Origin of the sequence: Streptomyces sp. SAJ15 (genome assembly GCF_007595705.1) — a bacterium.
Lineage (GTDB): Bacteria > Actinomycetota > Actinomycetes > Streptomycetales > Streptomycetaceae > Streptomyces.
Genome location: NZ_NISY01000001.1, coordinates 868,727 through 885,750, shown reverse-complemented (window position 1 = coordinate 885,750; position 17,024 = coordinate 868,727). Strand labels below are relative to the sequence as shown.

General features: G+C 73.5%; 13 protein-coding genes. 2 read left to right on the top strand and 11 right to left on the bottom strand.

All coding sequences use genetic code 11. The annotated features are described in order from the left end of the window. The first annotated feature begins 186 nt into the window (after window positions 1-186). Complete coding sequence (locus CD790_RS03915; protein ID WP_144381525.1) at window positions 187-699, top strand: hypothetical protein; 513 nt, start codon at window positions 187-189, stop codon at window positions 697-699. Between the two features lie 128 nt (window positions 700-827). On the opposite strand, the gene CD790_RS03910 is transcribed toward CD790_RS03915, so the two are convergent. Next, window positions 828-2,630, bottom strand: coding sequence for an NAD(P)/FAD-dependent oxidoreductase (locus tag CD790_RS03910; RefSeq protein ID WP_222108216.1), 1,803 nt, complete (start codon window positions 2,628-2,630; stop codon window positions 828-830). Between the two features lie 846 nt (window positions 2,631-3,476). On the opposite strand from CD790_RS03910, the gene CD790_RS03905 reads away from it, so the two are divergent. Next, entirely contained in the window at window positions 3,477-3,944 is a 468-nt protein-coding gene (locus tag CD790_RS03905) for a hypothetical protein (RefSeq protein WP_144381524.1), read from the top strand. A 227-nt stretch (window positions 3,945-4,171) separates the two neighbouring features. On the opposite strand, the gene CD790_RS03900 is transcribed toward CD790_RS03905, so the two are convergent. The 10 genes from CD790_RS03900 to CD790_RS03850 all read right to left on the bottom strand — a co-directional run bounded on the left by CD790_RS03900 (window position 4,172) and on the right by CD790_RS03850 (window position 16,576). Beyond that, window positions 4,172-4,873 (bottom strand): hypothetical protein, encoded by a 702-nt coding sequence (locus CD790_RS03900; RefSeq protein WP_144381523.1) that lies wholly within the window; start codon window positions 4,871-4,873, stop codon window positions 4,172-4,174. 341 nt (window positions 4,874-5,214) lie between these two features. Next, window positions 5,215-6,843, bottom strand: coding sequence for an MFS transporter (locus tag CD790_RS03890; protein ID WP_144381522.1), 1,629 nt, complete (start codon window positions 6,841-6,843; stop codon window positions 5,215-5,217). 715 nt (window positions 6,844-7,558) lie between these two features. Further along, complete coding sequence (locus tag CD790_RS03885; protein WP_260867300.1) at window positions 7,559-8,947, bottom strand: NDP-hexose 2,3-dehydratase family protein; 1,389 nt, start codon at window positions 8,945-8,947, stop codon at window positions 7,559-7,561. Continuing rightward, complete coding sequence (locus CD790_RS03880; protein WP_144381521.1) at window positions 8,944-9,984, bottom strand: NAD(P)-dependent oxidoreductase; 1,041 nt, start codon at window positions 9,982-9,984, stop codon at window positions 8,944-8,946. The genes CD790_RS03885 and CD790_RS03880 overlap by 4 nt, the downstream gene beginning before the upstream one ends. Next, window positions 9,975-10,577 carry a dTDP-4-dehydrorhamnose 3,5-epimerase family protein gene (locus CD790_RS03875; protein WP_144381520.1) on the bottom strand — a complete coding sequence of 201 codons (603 nt, stop codon included), beginning with the start codon at window positions 10,575-10,577 and terminating at the stop codon, window positions 9,975-9,977. Before CD790_RS03875 ends, CD790_RS03880 begins: the two co-directional genes overlap by 10 nt. A gap of 86 nt (window positions 10,578-10,663) precedes the next feature. Continuing rightward, entirely contained in the window at window positions 10,664-11,785 is a 1,122-nt protein-coding gene (locus CD790_RS03870; protein ID WP_144381519.1) for a DegT/DnrJ/EryC1/StrS aminotransferase family protein, read from the bottom strand. 120 nt (window positions 11,786-11,905) lie between these two features. Continuing rightward, window positions 11,906-12,889: a dTDP-glucose 4,6-dehydratase gene (gene rfbB, locus CD790_RS03865; RefSeq protein ID WP_144381518.1), complete on the bottom strand. Its 984-nt coding sequence runs from the start codon at window positions 12,887-12,889 to the stop codon at window positions 11,906-11,908. Further along, window positions 12,886-13,773, bottom strand: coding sequence for a glucose-1-phosphate thymidylyltransferase RfbA (gene rfbA, locus CD790_RS03860; protein WP_144381517.1), 888 nt, complete (start codon window positions 13,771-13,773; stop codon window positions 12,886-12,888). The genes rfbB and rfbA overlap by 4 nt, the downstream gene beginning before the upstream one ends. Before the next feature lie 289 nt (window positions 13,774-14,062). Further along, entirely contained in the window at window positions 14,063-15,058 is a 996-nt protein-coding gene (locus tag CD790_RS03855; protein ID WP_144381516.1) for an L-tyrosine/L-tryptophan isonitrile synthase family protein, read from the bottom strand. A gap of 111 nt (window positions 15,059-15,169) precedes the next feature. After that, entirely contained in the window at window positions 15,170-16,576 is a 1,407-nt protein-coding gene (locus tag CD790_RS03850; protein WP_144381515.1) for a cytochrome P450, read from the bottom strand. Window positions 16,577-17,024 lie beyond the last annotated feature (448 nt).

Sequence of the window (17,024 nt, the reverse complement as noted above, 5' to 3'; positions counted from 1 at the left end):
GCCCGAAGAACGGGCAAATCGCACAGAACGCGCATCGTCCGAGCCTCAAGGGCCTGCGGTACCGCAGCGAGGTACCGCACCCCCAGCGTCTGTCTCCAGCCGTTGGTGCCCCTCGACAGCCTTGATCTGACCGGTACGACCGCCGCCGACTGATCCCGCTTGAGCCACGGATCGTAGATTGGCCCGATGGGCCTTTTCGACAGACTGACCGGCACCAAGCGTCCCGGCGACGGTGTCGCACCCCTTTCGGCCGAGGAAGTCCGGGTGGCGCTGCTCGGGCTCAACGGGCCGGACGTGCCGTACGTCGTGCGTAACGGCACGCCTGGTGAGGGTGCCGACCTGGTGGCCGAGTTGCGGATTCGGGACCCTGCCTGGCGCACCTTCTTCGCCAGGACCCAGCTGAGCCGGACCATCAAGACCCGTATGCGTCTGGTGCCGGCGGACCACGAGGTCCGTGCCATGGACGAGCAGTTGGAGGTCACGTGGTTCGGGGATACGCCCAGGGTGGCGCCGCCCCGTGAGCACTCCCGCGGGCAGGTGAACACGGTTTCCCGGGACTGGACGATCGAGCGGGGGGCCGACGGCCGCCTGGGGATGTCGGAGGTGTTCCGCTTCGACACCGCGGAGATGAAGGACCCCCTGCGGGACGCGGTGCTCGGCAGTGGGTGGGCATGGCGCGGGGTCGTGTTCAGGCTGTGACCGGCCCCCGTCACCGTCGTCAAAGACTGAGCCCCCCGACCGGCACGCCCCGGCACCCGGAAGGCCGGGTGCCGGGACGGTGTCGGGGGGCGTGAGGCCGTTGTCGTCCGGGCCTCCGTCGGGCGACGTCAGGCCGTTGCCGGTGCCCCTTCCGACGTGGCGGTGGACGCCGGCGTGATCTGGAGGAAGCCCGCCACGCACATGCGCTTGAGGAGGCGGGTCTGGGGCGGGGTGAGCCGGCCGGAGATCTCGCCGTATTTGCGGGGGCCCTGCGTCAGGAGGTCCCAGAGTTCGGTCACCCCGTCCATGCGGACGTCGGCGTCGATGGTGGTGCCGTGTGGGTCCTCGGTGGAGTAGATGCGCTTGCAGGGGACGGTGTCGCGCAGGGGTGACGGGGATGAGGCGTGGTTGGTGACGGGGTTGCGCCAGTAGTCCGTCATCCCCGCCATGATCGGGGGCGGCAGCTGGATGTTGGCGGGCGGGTTGGTGGCCTTGAAGCCCGGTACGAGCAGGGTGACGCTGTCGCGGATGGCCGTGGTGGGGGCCAGGGCGATGAGGGCGTCGTCGGTGAGGTCGGCCGGTTCGGCCAGGGCGGAGGCGGCCAGGTACGGGCCGGTGGCGTCGAGGTCCTCCACCTTGCGGCTGCCGTGGGTCAGGACCTCCAGCAGGGCGGGTTGGAAGGCCGTGTTGAGCAGGGCGTCGAAGGTCTGCTCGCGGATGCCGAGGTCGGCGCCGGTGCCGCGGGTGTTCCAGTAGACGCTGCCCGGGTTGTTCTTGGCGATGGCGTGGTACCACTGGTCGATCATCAGCGCGAAGGTCTCCGCGGTGCCGTGCCACTTGGCGTTGTAGTCGTGCCACAGATGGCGCTGGTCGCTCTCGTCGAGGCTGCCGTCGACCGTCTTCTGGAGCAGCAGGGCGGCCGCCGCGGCCTGGGTGAGGGCGACGGCGACGCCGGAGGAGAAGAGCGGGTCCACGAAGAACGCGGCGTCGCCGACGAGCAGGTGCCGCTCGTCGTAGTCCGCGAACTCCTCGGCGACGCGCGAGTAGTTGGTCGCGGTGAGCATGTCGTCCGCGACCGGCACGGCGTCGGCGATCAGCTCCTTGAGGTACGGGACCTGGCGCACCGTCTCCAGGAACGTCTTCTGGTCGGTGAAGTCGCGGCCCGGCTCCTTGAGGACGGCCGGGTTGGTGACGATGCCGATGGAGTGGGTGAGGACCCGCCTACCGTTGATGATCTTGGGCACCGGGATGTACCAGCACCAGCCGTCGCGGAAGGCGAAGCAGCCGATGGGCGAGAGGTTGTCCGCGGTGAAGATGTTCCAGTCGGCTTCGAGGTTCTGGGTCTGGCCGCAGTGGGTGAAGTGCTGCCAGATGGCGATGTTCTTGAAGTGGGAGAGCCAGCCGCGCTTGTTGCGGGCGGCGGAGACGCTGCTCTGGCGACCGGAGGCGTCGACGAAGTACCCGGCGCGCACCTCGGCCCCCTCGCCGAGGCGGACCACGCCGCCACGCGCGTCGGGCTCGTACGCCGTGACGGCGACGCCCTGGAAGACGTCCACGCCGACGTCGGCCGCGTGGTCCAGCAGGATGTGGTCGAACTCCGCCCGGTTGACATGCATCGTCCAGCGGAACACGCCGTCCTTCTCGTACGGGGCCCGGTCGAACATGGCGATGCTGGGCTGCTCCGGATCCCAGGCGTAGATGCCGCCGAACTTCTTCACCCAGCACGGACTGGCGAGCACCTTGGCCAGCGCCCCGCTCTCCTGGAGTGCCGGGACGACCGGGTGGGCGAAGGACTCGCCGATGTGCTCGCGCGGGAAGACCTCCTTGTCGAAGATGGCGACCCGGAGATCGGTGCGCTGGGCGAGCAGGGCGCCGAGGGTGGAGCCGGCCGGGCCACCGCCCATGATCACGACGTCGTAGTACTCCCTCACGGTGTCTGACCTTTCGTTCGCTGTCGGGTGGATGTGCCGGTGGTGCGTCGGGAGGTCTGGGGAGAGAAGGGGGGCGGCGCTGGACCTGGTCACGCCGGAGGGTGACGTGCCGAGCTGACGTGACGAAACGAACTCGTGCCACGGCCGGGCCGGTCGGGGGGCGCGTGTCGGGTGTGCGGTGACGTCTCGGTGCCCGCGAACGTCCGTGAGTGCTCGGCATCGGCGGTGGGACACCCCGATACGGCCCTCCCGGCCCGTCGGGCGAGGGTGAACGCGACGTGGGGCTGCGGGAAGCGGCGCGGGCCCCTACCGCGTGCGCGGGGTGCGGGCGCCTGACGTGTCGCGCCGGGCGTCGGAGGAGCCGCGCGCGGGGCCGTGGTGGCGACGGCGGCCCTCGCGCGAGCCGTCGCCGAGGCCGGTATGCCGGGTCAGGTCCTCATGAGCCATGATGCGATACCCCCCGCTCCTCGCCCCCTCCCGGGAGGCGACGTCTCGACCGTACGGGGCGCGACGGTCGCCGTCCATGCGCGTTCGCCGATCGGCGCGAGAAATCTCGTACAGGGGTGGGCGGTTGGCCACCGGCGCGCGCGTGACCGGGGCGTACGGGGGCGGATACGGCCTGGTCAGCCTCCCCGTGCGGGACCGCGCCCGCCCCTGCCGTCGGCCCGCGCGCGCCTTCGCCCCCGCCGTCGGGCCGCGGCCCGTCCCGCCCCTCGCGCGCGGGCCGGCGCGGGGCGCGGCGCCAGCCATTCGGTTCAACCGCGCAGGACGTCCCCTACGGCCCGTGCTTGCCTGGAGGTCCCGACGCGCCGCGTCGGGCATCTCAGACGACCCGAAGGGATTCCGGTGGACATAACCCGCTTCTCCGCCGCCGTCGCGACCACCGCCGTCGCCGTTCTCCTCGGCACAGCCGGGGCCACCGGCGCCCACGCCGCGCCCGCCGACGACCCCCCGGCCAAACCGCCCTGCTTCGTCACCGAGAAGCTGGGGCTCGTCAACGAGCCCTGCGATCCGCAGAAGGGACCCAAGGGCGGCTACGTGAACGGCTTCACCGACTGGGAGGTGGTCGCGCAGACCAACCTGCTCGTCGCCCCCGGTGAGGCCGCCCAGACGATCGTGGAGTGCCCGGAGGGCAAGAAGGTCCTCGGCGGCGGATTCTTCGGCAACACGGAGGCGGTGAAGACCATCAGGTCCTTCCCCCAGGGCTCCGAGTACGCCGCGTGGATCGTGTTCGTGGTGAACGAGGGCGATGTCCTCGGCTCGTATGACGCCTACGCGATCTGCGCGGACGTCGACGGCTACGACAACGACTGAGGCCGGCGGCCGAGCCGTGGCGGGGCGGCGGGGTGCCGCTCCGCCACGGGGCCTGCGCGCGCGTCCCGCATCCGGATCGGGCCCAGCGGCCGCGTCCCGTCCCGCGTCGGGCCCGGCGGCCGCGTCCCGTGCCGCGCCGTCCCGCCGGGCGGCTCCCCACAGGGCGGCTCCACACAGGGCGGCTCCACTCCTCCTGGCTCCCCTCCGCGCGGCCGCCCGCGCCGCGGCTACGCCCCCGGGACGCATTCGGCACCCTGGGCGGCCGCGGTGCGCGCCCGCATCGTCGCCAGCACGTCGTCGCGGTCGTAGAGCACCTGGCGGCCGTTCCTGCGGCGCCGCCACCGGTGGGTGTTGGCCAGCCAGTAGACGGTGCCGGAGGCGATGTGCCAGCCGGTGGAGATGTCCCGCGCGGTCAGCCCGACCGCGCGGCCGGGCCGCGGCGGCGCCTCGTGCAGGGTGTGCCACATCTCGGACGACCAGGTGTGGGCGTGGTCGACGGAGCAGGTGATGGACGGCCGGCCCGACGGCGCCGCAGCGTCGAGGTGGGCCACCAGCGTTCCCCCGCAGCCGGGCCGTACGCAGGTGCCGACGGGCACGTTCCGGTCGGTGCGGCCGGACAGCACGGTCCAGGCGGCCCGCACCAGTTCGTCGGTCTCCGCCACGAGGTCCCCCGCCGCCTCGTGATCGGCCAGCCAGCCGGCGTGCTCGGCGAGGAAGGCGAGGAGCGCCGGGGTGTTCCGCGTCGGGGACGGCACCCGGCGCGCCTCACTGACGACCGCCACCCAGCTCGCCAGCACCCCGCAGATGTCGCTCCTGACCTCCAGGGCACCGGTGTTCAGCGGGATGCCCGGCGATCCCCGCTCGCGCACCTTCTCCGCAAGCAGGCGGGGGCGGGAGGAGGTGAGGGAGTGGGTCAGCTCGTCGTGCAATTCGCCGAGGGCGGTCAGGTTGGCGGCGATCCGGCGGCGGGTCGCCTGCGCACTCGAGCTTGAGGCGGGAGAGCCATAGGCGGAAGAGCCGTAGACGGAAGGGCTGGATGTGGAAGGGCTGGATGTGGAAGGGCTGGATGCGGAAGGGCTGGATGCGGAAGGGCGGGAGGCGGAAGGGCTGGATGCGGGAAGAGGGGCATGCGCGTGCGGCATAGGGCGTCCTCGACTAGCGGTACGGCATCGGCACCAACGAGCCTGAGGGGCCGCGCTACCAGGTCGATCCCCATTCGTTCCCCCTCGGACACGGGGAGCGGGAACGCGGGTCCGCCGCGGGCCTTCGCTCACCCCCGCCCGGGCGCGGAGCCGTTGGCGTCGGGCGCGGGCGGGCCGGCCCCACGCGATCGGCCCCATCGCGCCGTACGAGCCGCCCGACCCGGCCTGACCTGGGCCTGGTCGCCTCCCTCGGCGCCCTCTCCCGCCCGCCGCGGAGCGGACCGCGGGGGCCGGGGCCGGTCGGCGGCCGGGGCGGCCGTCACCGCCGACCCCGCCGGCGCCGTCGCGGTGCGGGTGTCCGCAGGGTGGAGGGTGCGGGGGCGCCGCACGCTCAACAGCAGGACGCAGCTCCAGACGGCGGCCGCGGCGAGCGCCAGCGCGTACCGCGCGCCGTCGCGGGAGTCCGCCATCCCCCAGGTCGCCGAGGCCAGTGCGGGGCCGAGGGCGAAGCCGAGGCTGCGGGAGAGCTGCGCCAGGGAGCCGGCGATGCCCATGGCCCCCGGCGGCGCCGCGCTCATCACCAGTGTCTGTGTCGGCCCCCCGTACAGGCCCGTGCCGGCCCCGGCGACGGCCAGCCGCCAGGCGATGTCGCCCTGCGTCCAGCCGTCGCCGCTCCTCAGGGCGAGCAGGGTGAGCCCGGAGGCGGTGACGACCGCGCCGACGACGGCGACGGGTCGGGGACCGTAGCGGTCGGCGAGGCGTCCACCCAGTGGACCCAGGAGGGCCATGGCGAGCGGGAAGGCGAGCACCGTGAGGCCGGTGGAGGTCGCGGAGAGCCCGCTGTCTTCCTGGAGCTTGAGGGCCACGACGTAGTGCATGGCGGTGAAGCCGGCGGCGAGCGCGCAGATCGCCGCATAGCCGCCGAGGACGCCCGACGCCCGCACCGCGTCCACCACGGGTCGCGCGCCGGGGCGGCGCCGCCACCACAGGGCCAGCGGCACCGTGGCGAGTGCCAGCAGCAGCCAGCCGGGGGCGGTCGGGGCGAAGGTGAGGGCGAGGAGGAGGGAGGCCACGGCGCCGCCGAAGAGGGCGGCGTCGGTGAGGGGCCGCCGGCCGGGCGCGGTGACCCGGCCCGGCCCGGGCAGCACGCGGGCCACCACGAGGAGCGCGAACAGGCAGACGGGGAGCTTGACCAGGAGGACGGCGCGCCAGCCGAAGGCGTCCAGGAGCACCCCGCCCAAGGCGGGGCCGGTGACCGCGCCCAGCGGCCCGAGGGTGGCCGGGACGCTCATCGCCCGGCCGCGCCGCTCCGGCGGCACCGCGCGCATCACCAGGACCGGCATGAGCACGAACAGCAGCGCCGCGAAGCAGCCCTGGGCGATGCGGGCGACGGCCAGCCAGGCCATCCAGGGCGCGGCCGCGGAGACCAGGCTGAACAGGGCGAATCCGGAGACCGCCAGCAGCAGGGCGGGGCGCGGCCCGATGCCGCCGTTGTCGCCGCTGCCGCCGTCCAGCCACCGCCCCGCCGGTAGGAGCAGGGCCACGACGGCGAGTTGGTAGCCGAGCACCGCCCACTGGGCCATGGACGCGGACACGTCGAGGTCCGCGGCGATGTCCGCCAGGGCGATGGTGACGATGGTCATGTCGAGCATCGCCACGAACGACAGGGCGCCCGCCAGGGAGACCAGGATCCAGGGGTGGCGGCCCCCGGCGAGGAGTTCGGCCGGCCGGCGGGGAGCCGTTTCGCGCTGTGGCATCGCTTCGTCCCCTCCCTCCCCCTCCCGACCGGGTCGGTGCGGGAGGCTCGCGGCCGGTGGCTACGGAGCGGTAGTCGCGGGCGGGCCGGGGGGAGTTCCCCGCGGACCCCGCCGGGGCGGCTCACCCCGTGCGAACGGCCGGAAAACAGTCGTCTGTCCGGATCGGTGGGGTGGCGCCGCGGTGAGCCACCTCAGGAAGTCGCCCGCCGGGGCGTGTGGGTTCCCGCTCGGCGACGGGAGAATGCTCACGTCGTGATGCGCCCCAACACCACTGGCACCTCTGGGAATTCGTGCCAGCATGGACGTCAGGGCCGCAGAAGGAGACCACATCCTCGCCGCGACACGGGCCCGTGCTCTGACCATCCGTCAGTCGTTGACCTCCGGACATCCCCCGAGCCGGAGTGCGCGTCTGGCGGCCAGGGCACGGCATCGGGTCGCCTCGCGAGGGTGCCTGAACGGCCCTGGAGCGCCCCGACCGCCCCTGCTGGACCCCGACCGGCCGCAACCCCCGTACGGCCAGCCGGATTCCGGTCCTCTCCCCGGGCCTTTCGAAGCCCCGAGGGGCGGTACGGGTGCGCGCTCGCCGGAGCCGGCGGGACCCGCCCCGAGGCGGGCCCGACCGGTCCTCCGCCGCGCCCACGCCGCGCCCCGCCGGCATCCGACATCAACGGCATCCGGCATCCGGCATCCGGCATCCGGCATCCGGCATCCGGCATCACAGGTGTACAGCACCGGAGTTGAGACAGCTCAGCAGCGTGCGCGCCTGCACATTGACGTAATGCCCGTGCGCGGTGAGCGAGTTGAGCTGCCCGACGGTCAGCCAGCGGTAGCCCGGCGGCTCGGCGAGCGGCGCCGTGTCCTCGTCGGCCGCCACGAACAGATAGCGGATGTCGGCGTCGAGGAACCGTCCGCCCTCCTCCGAGTGCACGGCTGCGTAGTGCGCGCTCCCCCGCTCGACCGCCGCCAGCACCGGGTCGAGGAACCGCGGCCGGTCCTCGGGCGGCAGCGGGTCCCAGTTCTCCGGCGTGCACTGGACGGTCGGGGCCAGCTCGATGGTGTCCAGGAAGCCGGCCTCGACCTTGGCGTGGGCCAGCAGGTGCGGCACATCGCCGACGCGGCGGAACAGAAAGGCCGCCACCCCGGTGCCGCGGGGTTCGATCAGCGGCTGGGACCACCCGGTGACCTCGCGGTTCCCCGCCTCGACCGTCACCCCGACGACCCGGAAGAAGCGGCCGTCGGGGCGCTCCAGGCGGCTCGCGCCCCGCGTCCAGCCCGCGACCTCGGCCAGCGGCACTAGGCGGGCCGTGACCTCGTGCCGGGCCCGCTCGGCCGTGAACCAGGACAGCACCTCGGTGTCGGAGTGCAGCGCCCCCGGTTCGACCACCGCCATCGGGAAGCAGGAGAGGACGGTGCGCGCGTCCATGTTGACCACGTGGTCGAGCCGCAGCAGCTCGCCGAGTTGGCCGAGCGTCAGCCAGCGGAAGTCCTCGTCGGGCGGGACCTCGTCGACGGTCTCGACCAGCATGTTCCGGTTGGACTTGCGATAGAACCAGGCGCCGTGCTCCGACTGGAGCGAGTCGGCCAGCACCCGGCCGCGGGCGGGGTCGGTGAAGTGCTCCAGGTGCTTCACCCGGGCCCCGCGGTGCACCCGCTGGTAGTTGCTGCGGGTGGCCTGCACGGTCGGCGACAGCTGGAGCAGGTTGGGGTTGCCCGGCTCCATCTTCGCCTGCATGAGGAAGTGCAGCACCCCGTCGAACTCCTTGGCGAGGATGCCGAGTATCCCCACCTCGGGCTGGTGGATGATCGGCTGCCGCCAGCCGTGGAACGGCCCCTCGTCGACCGTGACGGAGAGGCCCTCGACGGAGAAGTAGCGACCGCTGCGGTGGACGAGGTTGCCGGTGTCGGGCGCGAAGGACCAGCCGTCGAGTCGGTCCAGCGGCACCCCGCGGACGGCGAAGCGGTGGGCGCGCGCCCGTTCCGCCAGCCATCCGACGACGTCCGCGGTCCGCATCTGGTGGCCGTGGCCCGTCGCGGCCGCGGACCGGGCCAGCCGCGCGGGCAGTTCCTGCGCGGTGCGCGGGCGCAGCGCCGCGGCCCAGGTCACCCCCGGCTCCCCGCGGCCCGTTCCTCACCCGCGGGGCCGGGGCGCGCCCGCAGCGCCTCGTCCGCGAGGTGGTCCACCGTGCGGCGCAGCGCCTCGCTGAACGGGGTCTGGGGGGACCAGCCGGTGGCGGAGCGGAAGCCCGACGGGTCGATGATGACGTCGGAGAAGTCGCCGGCCTCGGAGTGGGCGGGCGGTTCCACCGACACGACGGGCACGGGCGGCTTGCCGGTGCGCCACGCGACCAGCGCGGCCAGCTCCTCGAAGACCGGCCCCAGCGGCCGGGCCTCGCCGGTGCCGAGCAGCCAGTGCCGCCCGGTGAGCGCGTCCAGGTGGTCGACGCCGGCGGCCAGGGCGCGGGCCAGGTCGTCGATGTACAGCAGGTCGCGCCGGACGGTGCCGTCGTGCCACATGGTGATCGGGTCCCCGGCGAGGGCTCGGCGGGCCATGGCTGAGACGACGCCCCGGTCCCGGGCGGTGGAGTGCGGGCCGTAGCCGAAGACGGTGGGCAGCCGCACCGAGGTCCCGCGCAGCACCCCGCGGGCGCTCGCGGCGAGCAGCAGCCGCTCGGCGGCGAGCTTCTGCCGGTCGTAGGCGCCGGCCGGGCGGTCCTCCTCGCTGCCGTCGAGCACCGGCTTGTCGGTGGGGCCGACCTGGGAGGCGGCGCCGGTGAACAGCACGCCGGGCGGCGGTCCCGGCTCGCGGTCGGCGAGGGCGGCGACCAGGTCCCGGACCAGGCCCACGTTGACGCGCTCGGCGGCCGGGTCGCCGTCCTCGACGCGCCAGGTGGCGGTGGCCGCGCTGTAGAGGGTCGCGTGCACCACGATGTGGGCGCCGGCCACGGCGGCGGCCATCTCGCCGGGTTCGGTGAGGTCGGCGGCGCGCACCTCGATCTCGGCGCGGGCGTCGGCCGGGACGACGGCGGGGCGCCGGGAGACGGCCCGGACGCGCACCGGACGGCCGGCCAGCTCGCGCAGCAGGGCCGAGCCGACGAAGCCGGTGGCGCCCAGCAGGGTGATCAGCGGCGGGTTCACTGCCACAGCGCGGCCTCCACCCTCCGGCAGGTGTCGTACTCCGGGAGCAGCCCCTGCCGCTCGGCCTCGCTCAGGGTCGGCGCGGCGGCGTCGCGCGGGGACTGGGCGAGCGCGTGGCCCTGGGGAACGGGCAGGCCGAGCTTCGGGTCGAGCGGGGAGACGGCGAGCTCGTGCTCGGGGACGTACCCCTCGGACATCACGTACACGACCATCGAGTCGTCCTGGAGGGAGAGGAAGGCGTGCCCGACGCCGACCGGGATGTACAGGGCGCGTGCCTCCTCGCCGCCGAGTTCGGTGGACTCCCAGCGGCCGAAGGTGGGCGAGCCGAGCCGCAGGTCGACCAGGTAGTCCTGGACCCGCCCGTAGGGGCAGTAGACGTACTTGGCCCGTCCCGGCGGGGTGGTGGTGTAGTGGATGCCGCGGAGCACCCCGCGGGCGGACAGGTTGTGGCTGATGTCCTTCACCGGGAAGAGCGGCCGGCCCTGGCTCTCGGCGAACGCGGCGTCCTGGAAGGGGGAGGTGAACAGTCCGCGGTCGTCCTTGTGGACGGGGGGCGTGAACGCGTAGGCCCCCTCGATCCCCAGCTTCTGCACCTGCATGGTGGCGGTTCCTTCCGCGTACGGCACGACGCCGCGCGCCGGGCGTCGTGGGTCATGGCGCTGACGGGTCTGCGGGCGGGGCGCGGTCAGAGCGCGGCGAGCACCTCGCGCAGCGCGCCGACGACCTTGTGCTGCAGCCCTTCGGGCAGCGAGGGGTACATCGGCAGCGAGAAGATCTCGCCGGCCAGCTTCTCGGTGACCGGCAGGGAGCCCTCGCGATATCCCAGGTGCGCGAAGCCGGACATGGTGTGCACCGGCCAGGGATAGCTGATGTTGAGGTGGATGTCGTACGCCTTGAGGGCCTCGATGATCTCTTCGCGCCGGGGGTGGCGGACCACGTACACGTAGTGGACGTGGGTGTTGCCCGGGTTGGTGGTGGGCAGCAGCAGCCCGCCGGGGCCGGTGAGGTCCGCGAGCTGCTCCTCGTAGCGGCGGGCGACGGCGTCGCGGCCGGCGATGTACGCGTCGAGCCGGCCGAGCTTGCGGCGCAGGATCTCGGCCTGCACCTCGTCCAGCCGGGCGTTGTGCCCGGGGGTGCGGACGACGTAGTAGACCTTGTCCATGCCGTAGTAGCGCAGTTGGCGCAGGGCGCGGTCGGTCTCCTCGTCGCGGGTCAGCACGGCACCGCCGTCGCCGTAGGCGCCCAGCACCTTGGTCGGGTAGAAGGAGTACGCGGCGGCGTCGCCCAGGGTGCCGGCGAGGGCGCCGTGGTGGCGGGCTCCGTGCGCCTGAGCGCAGTCCTCCAGGATTTTCAGCCCGTGCCGCGCGGCGATCCGCCGCAGCGGCTCCATGTCGGCGCACTGCCCGTACAGGTGCACCGGCAGCAGCACCTTGGTGCGCCCGGTGACGGCGGCCTCGACCTGGTCGGTGTCGATGAGGAAGTCCGCCTCGCGGACGTCGACGAAGACCGGGGTGGCGCCGGTGGAGACGATGGCGACGACGGTGGGCGCCGCCGTGTTGGAGACGGTGATCACCTCGTCGCCGGGGCCGACGCCGAGCGCCTCCAGCGCCAGCTTCAGGGCGTTGGTGCCGTTGTCGACGCCGGTGCACAGCCCGCCGCCGTGGTAGCGGGCGAACTCCTCCTCGAAGCCCCGGACGCTCTCGCCGAGCACGAGGCGGCCCGAGGCGAAGACCTTCCCGACGGCGTCGAGGATGTCCTCCTTCTCCCTCTCGTACTCGGGCAGGTAGTCCCAGACATAGGTGACCATGCTTCTCCTCGGGTGCGCGGCGGGGCCGGCGGGGGTGGCGGACGGCGGTCGGGGTCGGGGCGGGCGCGCGGGCAGGTGGCGGACGGAGGTCGGGGTCGGGGCGGGCGGGTGGTGCGGGGCTCACCGGCCCGTGGTCGGCGCCCGGTGCCGGACCGCCTTCCACCACTCGGGGTTGTCGCGGTACCAGGCGACGGTGCGGGCGAGGCCGTCGGCGAGGGTGTGCCGGGGGGCGTAGCCGAGCTCGTCGCGGATCTTGCGGTCGTCGAGCGCGTACCGCAGGTCGTGCCCCTTCCGGTCGGGCACATGGCGGATCATGGAGGCGTCGGCGCCGCACAGGTCCAGGATGCGCTCGGTGAGTTCGAGGTTGGACAGCTCGTCGCCGCCGCCGACGTGGTAGACCTCGCCCGCCCGGCCCCGCTCCAGGACGAGGTGGACGGCCCGGCAGTGGTCCTCGACGTGCAGCCACTCCCGTCGGTGACGGCCGTCGCCGTAGACCGGCACCGGCTCCCCCTCCAGGAGGTTGGTGACGAACCGCGGGATCACCTTCTCCGGGTGCTGGTGGGGGCCGTAGTTGTTGGAGCAGCGGGTGACGGACACGTCCAGGCCGTGGGTGCGTCGGTAGGCGCGCGCGATGAGGTCGGAGCCGGCCTTGGAGGCGGCGTAGGGGGAGTTGGGCAGCAGCGGCGACTCCTCGGTCCACGAGCCGGTGGCGATGGAGCCGTAGACCTCGTCGGTGGAGACGTGCACCACGCGCTGGACGCGGGCGTCGACGGCCGCGTCCAGGAGGGTCTGGGTGCCCAGGACGTTGGTGCGCACGAAGTCGGCCGCCCCGTCGATGGAGCGGTCGACGTGCGACTCGGCGGCGAAGTGCACGACCGCCTCCTGGCCGGGCAGCAGCTCGGCCAGCAGCCGGGCGTCGCAGATGTCGCCGTGCACGAAGGTCAGGCGCCGGTGGGCGGTCGGCAGGTTGTCGCGGTTGCCGGCGTAGGTGAGCTTGTCGAGCACGGTCACGGTGTGCGCGGCGGGCCCGTACGCCCGGCTCAGCAGGGCGCGCACATAGGTCGAGCCGATGAAGCCGGCCCCGCCGGTCACCAGGATCCTCACGAGCCCTCCCCGCGCCGGGCGTTGCCGGTGATCTCCATCAGATACCGCCCGTAGGGCGACTTGGACAGGGCGAGGCCCAGTCGGAAGCAGGTGTCGCGGTCGATGTACCCCATGCGCCAGGCGATCTCCTCGATGCAGCCGATGCGCACGCCCTGGCGGTCCTCCAGGATGTGCACGTACTGGCTGGCGTCGGCGAGCGCCTCGTGGGTGCCGGTGTCCAGCCAGACGAAGCCGCGGCCCAACTGGACGAACTCGACCTTGCCGCGCTCCAGGTAGGTGCGGTTGACGTCGGTGATCTCCAGCTCGCCGCGCTCGGAGGGGCGCAGCGAGCGGGCGATGTCGACCACGTCGTTGTCGTAGAAGTACAGGCCGGTGACGGCCAGGTTGGAGCGGGGCTCCGCGGGCTTCTCCACCAGGCCGATCAGCCGACCCTCGGCGTCGATCTCGCCGACGCCGTAGCGCTCGGGGTCGCGCACCGGGTAGCCGAACAGGACGCAGCCGTCGACGTCGCGCGCGCTGGTGCGCAGGATCTCGCCGAAGCCGGGGCCGTGGAAGAGGTTGTCGCCGAGGACCAGCGCCACGGAGTCGTCTCCGATGTGCTCGGCGCCGAGGATGAAGGCGTCGGCCAGCCCCCGGGGCTTGTCCTGCTCCGCGTAGCTGAGGGTGAGTCCGAGGATGGAGCCGTCCCCGAGGAGCCGCTGGAATCCGGGGACGTCGCCCGGGGCCGAGATGATCTGGATCTCGGTGACTCCGGCGAGCATCAGCACCGACAACGGGTAGTAGATCATGGGCTTGTCGTAGACCGGCAGCAGCTGCTTGGAGACGCCCAGGGTGATGGGGTGCAGCCGGGTTCCATGGCCGCCGGCGAGGATGATTCCCTTCATCGTCCGGTCCTCCCGGTTGGGTTTCCGCGCGGCCGGTCGGGCCTGCCGGGGGCCGTTCCGTGCCGCGCGGGGGCGTACGGGGGCGTGCGCGGTCCGTGGCGACCGCGCGCCGCGCACGTGGACCGCGGACCGCGGGCTGTGGACCGCGGACCGCGGCGACCGTCGCCCGGACGGGGGCGCGCCCGGGCGCGGGTGCGCCTGGGCGCGGGTGCGCCTGGGCGCGGGTGCGCCTGGGCCGGCGTGCGGCCCGAGCGGCCCGCGGAGACGGGCGTCCTGCGCCGCGGCCGTCCTACGCCGCGGCCGCCTCGGACTCCTCGCCGCTGCCGCGGCCGTCGCCGACCGCCTCGTAGTGGCTGGGCCGGCCGTCCTGGTGCACCACCCGACCGAGCTTCTCCGCCTCGCGGCGGTGCATCAGCTCCCAGCTGCCGTCGGGGCGGTGCAGCAACACCGAGTGCCACGGCGTGGTCCAGGCGTCGGCCGCGCCGAGCAGCCGGATGCCGAACTTCACCTCGCCGCGGTTCTGCGGGTGGATGGAGAGGCGCACATTGCCCGGATACGCCTCGGCGATCAGCTCCCCCCAGGCCCGGCTGCGCAGGATGACCTCGTAGGCGCGCCGTCGGCACTCGCGCTGGAGCGCGGAGCGGGTGCCCTCCCAGTCCGCGGTGTCCTCCACCAGGAAGCGGGTGATGCCGCGGTACATGCGCAGGGTGGAGTCGTTGACGCGCACCTCGGCCCGCAGCTCCTCCAGGGAGGGGCCGAGGTTCTCGGCGGCGGTCTTGCGCTTCTCGTCGTAGGAGAGGTCGGGGCCGTAGACATCCCGCAGGTCGAAGGTGTCCAGGTGGTCCCCGAGGCCCTCGGTGCGGATCATCTCGCGCAGTTCGTCGCCGTAGGCGTCGATGTGCTCGTCGGGCACCCCGATGACGTCACCGAAGATATGGCCGTCCGAGCAGACGAGGATCTTCGCGCCGGGGGCGTACACCTCCTCGATCCGGAGGCACAGGGAGTGCAGAAAGCGCAGCGCGAGCCGCTCGCCGTGGTCCGGAAGATGGCTGAACACCTTCTCCGTGTTGGGCGACTTGCACGGGAAGCCGGGCAGGCTGAAGATCACCGGCTGGCCGTTCCGGACGAAGGCGGCTATCTGCCGCAGCTGCTCCGGGAAGTGGTGGGTGGTGTCCAGGTGGGTATCGGTCTCGACGGTGCGCCGATGCGGGAGCAGCAGCGCCAGAATCGCGTGGCTGACGCGCTCGACCTCGGGTAACAGGGCTGCTGAGGTGGGCTGGGACATGGCTGTGTCGGCTCGCTTTCGTGATTCGTCCTGCTGGTGGACGCGCACTCCCCACGGGCGGCTCGGTCCGCCACCGGCGCGCGTGCGTTTCCGGTCGGTGCTGCGCTCCGGTCAGTGCCGTACGGGGCAGCCGGTGCGAGACGGTCCCGTCGGCCCGTAGGCGACGGGAAGCTGGTTGACGCCGCGCGCGAGGACGGCGCCGACCCAGACGAGTCGGTCGTCGGGGACGGCCAGCCGCACCCGTGGCAGCCGGGTGAGCAGCGCGCGCAACGCGATCTGGAGCTCGATGCGGGCCAGGGCGGCACCGGGGCAGAAGTGGACGCCGTGGCCGAAGGCGAGGTGCGGGTTGGGGCTGCGGTCGAGGTCGAGCGTGTCCGCGTCGGGGAAGCCCTCCGGGTCCCGGTTGGCGGCGCACAGCGAGACGATGACCGAGTCCCCGGCGGGGATGCGGGTGCCGAGGAGGTCGGCGTCCTCGGCGAAGAACCGCCAGGTGGTGAGCTCGAAGGCGCTGTCGTAGCGGAGCAGTTCCTCCACGGCGCGCGGCAGCAGGTCCGGGTCGGCGCCCGGCCCCCCGCCAACGGCCCGCTGGAGCCGTCGGAGCTGCTCGGGGTGGCGCAGCAGGGCGATGAGGGCGGTGGTGATCTGGTTGGTCACCGGCTCCTGCCCGGCGACCAGGAGCTGGAAGACGATGGAGTCCTGCTCCTCCTTGGTGATCTCGCCGTTCGCGCAGGCCCGCACGAGCTTGGTGAGCAGGTCGGCGCCGGGGTTGCGGCGCTTGTCCTCGACGACCTCCGTGATGTAGTTCTGCAGGCCGCGCAGGCGTCCCTCGTAGACGGGCCGCTGGGGGTCGGTGGGCCCGACGGGCTGCACCACCTTGCCCCAGTCGCGGTCGAAGCGCGCCGCCAACTCCGGCGGCAGTCCGATCACTTCGCACAGGACGCGGAACGGGAAGTGGGCCGCGAAGGCCCCGACCACGTCGATCACTCCCGCGGCGGAGTCGCCGGCCTCGGTGGAGTCGCCGGCCCCGGCGGAGCGACCAGCAGCCCCGGTCGAGTCGCCGACCTCGGTCGAGTCACCGGCCCCGGTCGAGTCCCCGGCCTCGGCGGTCCCGGGGGAGCCGACGGCGGCGTCGAGGAGTTCGGCGGCGATCTCCTCGAACCGGCCGCGCAGCCGCTCGACGTGGCGGGGCAGGAACGCCTCGGCGACCATCTTCCGCATCACGGTGTGCTTGGGCGGGTCCTGGTGCAGCAGATGGACCTGGAGCTGCGAGTGCTGCGGCTCGGGCATGATCGCGGCGCGCTCGCGCCAGGCGCTGTTGCCGAGGTCGTGGTTCTTCCCCAGGCGGTCGTCGTTGAGCGCCCGGTGGGCCGCCTCGTAGCCGGTGACCAGCCAGGCGTTGACCCCGCTGGGGAAGTTGACCCGGTGCACGGGGCCCTCTTCGCGAAGCCTCCGGTACAGCGGATACGGGTCGGTCTTGTACTCGGGCCCGTGCAGGGGCAGGGGTTCTGGAGCTGTCATGGCGTGCTGCTTCCTTCCTTGGGCGACCGCCCCCGCCGGGGCGGGCCAAGGCGGGAGGACGCGCGGGCGGTCGAGAGCGGGCGGAGGACGCGCGGTCAGGCGGAGGAGGTGCGGAGGAGGTGGGGGCCGGGGTCTGCGGGCACGCCGGGCGCGCCGGGGTCCGTGGATGCGCCGGCGCCCCTGTCCGTACGAGGGCCGGCGGGACGCGTGGTCTCGGCGGGCCGACGGGTCGTGGTGGGCCTACAGCGGGTCGACGGGGTCGTCTCCCCGGGCGGCCGCCGGGATCCGTGTTCCCCGGAGCGGCTGGGGCCCGGAACACCCGGGATGCCGGTGGGGTCGCGGTGGTGTGGCGATTTCGCGGCCCCCTGGGGCGGGGGACGACGTCCGTGACGTTGGAGCCGCGGATCCGGTCCGCGCGGCGTCGGGTCCGGTCCGCGCGGCGCGGATC